At 63.0% G+C, this 5908-nt stretch carries 6 protein-coding genes and 1 tRNA gene; 5 read left to right on the plus strand and 2 right to left on the minus strand.

Annotated features, from left to right (window positions below; genetic code table 11):
• The 5 genes from aceK to RKP46_RS08085 all read left to right on the plus strand — a co-directional run.
• The coding region (gene aceK, locus RKP46_RS08065) for a bifunctional isocitrate dehydrogenase kinase/phosphatase (RefSeq protein WP_311106172.1) at window positions 1–1374 on the plus strand (1374 nt) is incomplete at its 5' end.
• Between the two features lie 126 nt (window positions 1375–1500).
• Complete coding sequence (locus RKP46_RS08070) at window positions 1501–1809, plus strand: c-type cytochrome (protein ID WP_311106173.1); 309 nt, start codon at window positions 1501–1503, stop codon at window positions 1807–1809.
• Window positions 1810–1842: 33 nt separating this feature from the next.
• Window positions 1843–3132 carry an NAD(P)/FAD-dependent oxidoreductase gene (locus tag RKP46_RS08075; RefSeq protein ID WP_311106174.1) on the plus strand — a complete coding sequence of 430 codons (1290 nt, stop codon included), beginning with the start codon at window positions 1843–1845 and terminating at the stop codon, window positions 3130–3132.
• A gap of 150 nt (window positions 3133–3282) precedes the next feature.
• Entirely contained in the window at window positions 3283–3762 is a 480-nt protein-coding gene (locus tag RKP46_RS08080) for a bacteriohemerythrin (RefSeq protein ID WP_300334023.1), read from the plus strand.
• Between the two features lie 101 nt (window positions 3763–3863).
• A complete protein-coding gene (locus RKP46_RS08085) occupies window positions 3864–4433 on the plus strand; it encodes a cob(I)yrinic acid a,c-diamide adenosyltransferase (protein WP_311106175.1) in 570 nt (189 codons plus the stop codon).
• Between the two features lie 66 nt (window positions 4434–4499).
• Here the strand turns inward: RKP46_RS08085 and RKP46_RS08090 are convergent, their stop codons facing one another.
• Both RKP46_RS08090 and RKP46_RS08095 read right to left on the minus strand, forming a co-directional pair.
• On the minus strand, window positions 4500–5687 hold the full coding sequence (locus tag RKP46_RS08090) for a toll/interleukin-1 receptor domain-containing protein (RefSeq protein ID WP_311106176.1): 1188 nt from the start codon (window positions 5685–5687) through the stop codon (window positions 4500–4502).
• Between the two features lie 148 nt (window positions 5688–5835).
• Window positions 5836–5907: transfer RNA gene (locus RKP46_RS08095), tRNA-Arg, on the minus strand.
• Window position 5908: the final 1 nt, after the last annotated feature.

A 5908-nucleotide genomic window follows, 5' to 3' on the forward strand; every position in this document is an offset into this window, starting at 1 on the left:
CCGGCGGTGTCGACCGAGTACATCCAGTCCTACCCGCCGACCTATCGCAGCTACTATCCGGCGCATCATGGCTTGCGACGCACGGTGCGGCAGATCATTCTGGACTTCGACTGGCAACGGCCTTTCGCCAACCTTGATCGCGACATCGATTACATCATGCGCTCGACCCGGCAGCGCTTGGGCGAGTGGCCCGCGCCGGAAGCCAATGCGCAGATTCAGGTTCTGCACTCTGCCTTCTACCGCAACAAGGGGGCCTACGTCTTTGGCAAGGCGATCAACGGCCACGACGAGTACCCCTTTGCGATGCCGGTTCTGCACGATGCGCAAGGCAAGCTTTACATCGACACGATCCTTTTCGATAGCGGCTTGATCAGCGTCCTCTTTTCGCTTTCGCGCGCCTACTTCATGGTCGACATGGAGGTTCCTTCGGCCTACGTGCAGTTTCTGCGCAGCATCATGCCGCACAAGCCGCCGTCCGAACTGTATACGATGCTCGGTCTCGGCAAGCAGGGCAAGACGATGTTCTTCCGTGATCTGAAGGAGCACCTGCGCCATTCGGAAGACCAGTTCATCATTGCTCCGGGAATCGCCGGTCTGGTCATGCTGGTGTTCACGCTGCCGTCGTATCCCTACGTCTTCAAGCTGATCAAGGATGTTTTTGGCGCCAGCAAGGAGATGGACCGCGAAACGGTGAAGCGCAAGTATCTGCTCGTCAAACAGGTCGACCGCGTCGGGCGCATGGCCGACACGCTTGAGTTCTCGCAGGTAGCGTTGCCACGTAAGCGTTTCTCACCGGAACTCCTGGCGGCGCTGCGGACGCTGGCGCCGTCGCTGCTCGAAGACGAAGGCGAGAATCTGGTGATCAGGCATCTGTATATCGAGCGCCGCCTGACGCCGCTCAACCTCTACCTCGACTCGGCAACGCCGGCACAGATCGACCATGCCGTGCTTGAGTATGGCAACGCGATCAAGGAACTCGCCTGCGCCAACATTTTTCCCGGCGACATGCTGTGGAAGAACTTCGGCGTGACGCGCTACAACCGAGTGGTCTTCTACGACTACGACGAGATCGAGTACATGACCGACACCAACTTCCGCGTCATTCCAGAAGCGCCTTATCCGGAAATGGAAATGTCCGGCGAACCCTGGTATTCGGTCGCCAAGAACGACGTTTTCCCGGAAGAATTCGCCAGCTTTCTGCTCGGCTCGCCCAAGGTCCGCTCGGCCTTTCTCAAGTATCATCGCGCCTTGCTTGACGTGCGGTTCTGGCGCACAGCACAGGAACGGATTCGCGCTGGACATGTCGAGGACTTCTTCCCCTATCCGGAGGAGCTGCGTTTCTGCAAGGTTTTTTCGGCGGTTGGCGAGGTCTGAAGGGTCGCCGGAAGAGGCAGTATGCGCGGCCTCGCCGCCTGCCGGATTGTTGCGCCGGAGCGCCGATGTGGGTTGGCGCTGGTCTTACCCGGACGCCGAGGGGCTTGATGCTTGAGAGCGAGAGTAATGAAGAAGCTTCATTTTTCCCTGGTTGCCCTGCTCGGTCTGGCGGCTGCCTGGCCGGTGGCGGCGCAGGACGATACGTTGGCGCGCAATCTGGTGGCCACCTGCGCCAACTGTCACGGCACCGACGGTCATGCGGTCAAGGCTTCAGGCATGGAAGCACTGGCCGGCGCCGATGCGGCGAAGACGCTGCAAAAACTGCACGAGTTCAAGTCGGGCGTGCGGCCGGCAACGGTCATGCAGCAGATCGTCAAGGGCTACACGGACGAGGAACTGGCGTTGATCGTCGGCTATCTGGCGCGCCAGAAATAGGCGTCTCGATGCGCCAAGTCAGGAGGAGGGAAGATGGCGACGAATGATCGCGATCGCCGGCGCTCGTTCATCAGGCAGGTCGGGACAGTCGCCTTGGCCAGCGTGTTGCCGGCGTGCGCTGGCCGCCCCTCGACAGCGACGCGTGCGCACGTTGTGGTCGTTGGCGGCGGTTTCGGTGGAGCGACTGCCGCGCGCTATTTGCGCTTGTGGAGCGAAGGGTCGGTCGACGTGACGCTGGTCGAGGCGAACCCCGAGTTCGTCTCGTGTCCGCTGTCGAATCTGGTGCTTGCTGGTGAGCGGAAGCTGGCTGATCTGAGCTTTTCTTACGACGGCCTGCGACGACGCGGCGTGCGCGTCGTGCACGACACGGTGATTTCACTCGACCCAGTCCGGCGCTCGGTGGGCTTGTTTGGTGGCGAGCGGATAGACTTCGATCGGCTGCTCCTGGCGCCGGGGGTCGATTTCGCTTATGAAGACCTGCCCGGCCTGCAGGCTGCGGCGGCTCGCGAACATGTCCTGCACGCCTGGAAGGCGGGCCCGCAGACGCTCGCCTTGCGCCGCCAACTGGCGGCGATGCCCGACGGCGGGGTCTATGCGATCACCATTCCGCTGGCGCCCTATCGCTGCCCGCCCGGGCCGTACGAACGGGCGAGCGTGGTTGCCGCGTACCTGAAGGCACACAAGCCGCGGGCCAAGATCCTGGTGCTCGACGCGAATGCCGAAATTGTTTCGAAGAAGGCGCTGTTCGCCAAGGCCTGGGCCGAACTCTATCCCGACATCATCGAGTACCGGCCGAATTGCGAGCTGCGCGATGTGCATGCTGCGACGCGCACGGCCATCCTCGACTTCGAGCAGGTGCGCGCCGACGTGCTCAACGTCATTCCCAACCAGCGTGCCGGTGAATTGGCGCGCGTGGCTGAACTTCGGCTGATCAATCAGCGTTGGGTCGAGGTCGACTGGCGGTCGATGGAATCGACCAGCCACCCGGGGATCCATGTCGTTGGCGACGCCATTTTCGCTGCCCCGGCCATGCCGAAGTCCGGTCATCTCGCCAACCAGCAAGGAAAGCTGGCGGTGGCGGCGATTCTCGAACTGCTCGCCGGGCGCTTGCCCAGCCCGACGCCGCTGCTGACCAACACCTGTTACAGCTTCATCGACGCGCGCAACGCCGTGCACGTCGCATCGGTGCACCGTTACGATGCCGGGCAGAAGACGATGTTGCCGGTCGCCGGCGCGGGCGGCCTGTCGGCGATGCGCAACGAGTTCGAAGCGAAGATTGCCTCGGCCTGGGCGCTCAACATTTGGGCGGACACGCTTGCCTGAGCGGTCGTCGCAGTCCTTCACCGGACTGGATCTGCCGAGCTCGGCGCAGATAAGTATTTCTGATGCGGATTGATGATAAGATTTTACATTGTTCGCGGCGCCCCCCCACTGCGGAGCCACACTGCCTGATTCCGAGGACTTCCCATGAATATGGCCGACCTTTTCCAGTGGTCCAACGAGTTCAATATCGATATCCAGGAAATCGATGAGCAACACAAGGTGCTGGTTGGTTTGCTCAACGAATTGCACCGCGCAATACGCGAGCATCATGGCAAGGCGACCTCGCGCGAGATCCTCAAACGGCTGGCCGAATACACGCGCACGCATTTCCTGCTCGAGGAAAGCCTGATGCGCCTGACGCACTACCCGGGCTTCGAGCTGCACAAGCAGCAGCACCAGGAACTGATGACCCAGGTCGACGCCCTGCAGACCAAGCTTGAGCGCGAGAACGCGGCGATCAGTTTCGAACTTCTGCACTTTCTGAAGAACTGGCTTGTGCAGCATATTAACGACAGCGACAAGCGTTTCGGCATGCATTTCCACAAGGCGGGTCTGGTCTCCTACGCAAAATGGACGGCCGAGGTGGAAACGACGATGAAGAAAAAGAAGTGGTGGTGGAAGTTCTGGTGAAACGGGCGCAGGCCGCCGGTAAGCCGCGCAAGGCGGGCTGCTGGGTCGGGTATAATTGCACTCTATCGGCAGTATTCTGAGTGTCATGAAGGAAGTTGGCCATGGGCAATCGTCTCTCCAAGATCGTCACCCGCACCGGTGATGCAGGCTCGACCGGCCTCGGCGACGGCTCGCGCGTCGGCAAGGACAGTCTGCGCATCGAGGCGATGGGTCAGGTCGATGAACTGAACTCGACGCTCGGGCTGCTGCTGTGCGAAGACCTGCCGGCGGAAATCGCGCACGCGCTGGTCGGCGTTCAGCACGACCTGTTCGACCTCGGCGGCGAGTTGTGCATTCCGCGCATGCAGATGATCGGCGCGGCGCATGTCGAGCGACTGGAGAATCTGGTCGAGCAGTTCAATGCCGAGCTGGCGCCGCTCAAAGACTTCATCCTGCCCGGCGGTACGCGTGCTGCTGCGCTCGCTCATCTGGCGCGGACCGTCTGCCGGCGCGCCGAACGCCAGATCGTTCGCCTGGCGGCCAGCGAAGAGGTCTACGAGTTCGCGCGCAAGTATCTGAATCGCCTGTCCGACCTGCTGTTCGTTCTGGCCCGCGCCGTGAACAAGGCGGCCGGAAGGGACGATGTGCTGTGGATACAGCGCAAGAACCGGGGCGACAGCGCTGACGCCTGAGGGCGGGTCAGAAAATCGTTCCGCGGCGGCCAGGATAAGCGGTGCGTGACACTGGACGGCCGATGATCACAGGCTGCGGCCGGCAAGAGCAGCCAGTTGTCCGAGCAGACCGAGAATGGCCGCGCCGAGCAGCGTGGCGCAGATCGACTTGCTTCGACTGACGCCAAAGCTGAAGCGAAAGGCCCCCCAGGCGACGATGCCCCAGATCAGCACTGCCGCCCAGACGGCACCGGCGAGGACGAGCAGGGCAGCAGCTGGTCCGTGCATGGCGTTGGCAAAGAGCGCGCCTGCTTCGTCCAGGCGTTGTGCGAGCGGTGCTGCGCTGCCGACGATCGCCAGATAATCGGTGAAAAGGCCGGGTTCGACCAGTTGCACACCGAGCGCCGCGAGCAGCGCACCGGCACAGAATCCCATCCAGACTCCGGCGTATATGTAGGCGAGAATCAGCGTCACCTGGCGGAACTCAACGCGTGTTCCGACCAGTCGCCAGGCGAGCGTCAGCGGTGCCGCGAGCAGCGTTACGGCGAGCAGGTGGAGGATCGTTCCGACCGTGATCCCCTCCGCCAGCCTCGGTATGCCGGTGCCGAGCAGGAAGACGGTGTTGCCCAGCACGAGCGCCGCCAGCAGGAAGAGAAAGGCGCGCACATGGTCGAGCGCATGGCCGGTCTGGCGGCGTGCGATCAGACGCGTCGGGTGCGCCGTCAGCTCGAGCAGATCGAGCGCCAGACGCGCCGGAAAGGCAATCTGGTCGCCGCTACCGGGCAAGGGGGCCGCAGCGGGCTGCTCCGATTCGAGGGCAAAACGTCCCTGGAGCAGAGCAATCAGGCGGTCTACGTCATAGTTCCAACGGGTTGCCGAGAGTTCGCTGGCCTGGCAGCGGGCAAATTGGGCGAGAACCCCGGGCAGATCCTGGGCAGCCGGCATCGTTGCGCCGTCAACCAGCAGCGGAATGACCGGCACGTTGGCGAGCAGCGCCGATTCAATCTCCAGTCGGACGAAGTCGTGCTCGTCGTCCAGTCGCCTTTTCCCATCGGCGCTGCAGGCGTTCAGCCAGTCCGGTCCGACGATCGCCAGGACGACCACCGAAGTCCCCACCGCGCGCCGGATCGCTTCGGCGAAATCGTCGCCAGCGGCGATCGAGTCGTGGTCGCGAAAGACCCGGCTGGCGCCAAAATGGGCGCTCAGGCGATCAGCGAGGCGCCCGGTGGCACTCTGGCTGTCCTGCCGGCGATAGGAAAGAAAGATGTCAGCCATGGCCTCTCCCGCGATCTGCTCAAGCTCTTCACCGGCCCGCTGGTGCGGCGCTGCGGTCGGCCCGGCGGGTGAAATGCCGGGCGTCTTCGGCGACGGCGCTACGCCGAGCCGGCAGCGCTGTGCGCTGCTGTCGGCCATCCTGGAAGCGTCCCCTCGACAGGAATCGAACCTGTATCTCACGCTTAGGAGGCGCGTGCACTGTCCATTGTGCTACGAGGAGG

This window comes from Accumulibacter sp. (assembly GCF_031732815.1).
In the GTDB taxonomy this organism is placed as follows: domain Bacteria; phylum Pseudomonadota; class Gammaproteobacteria; order Burkholderiales; family Rhodocyclaceae; genus Accumulibacter.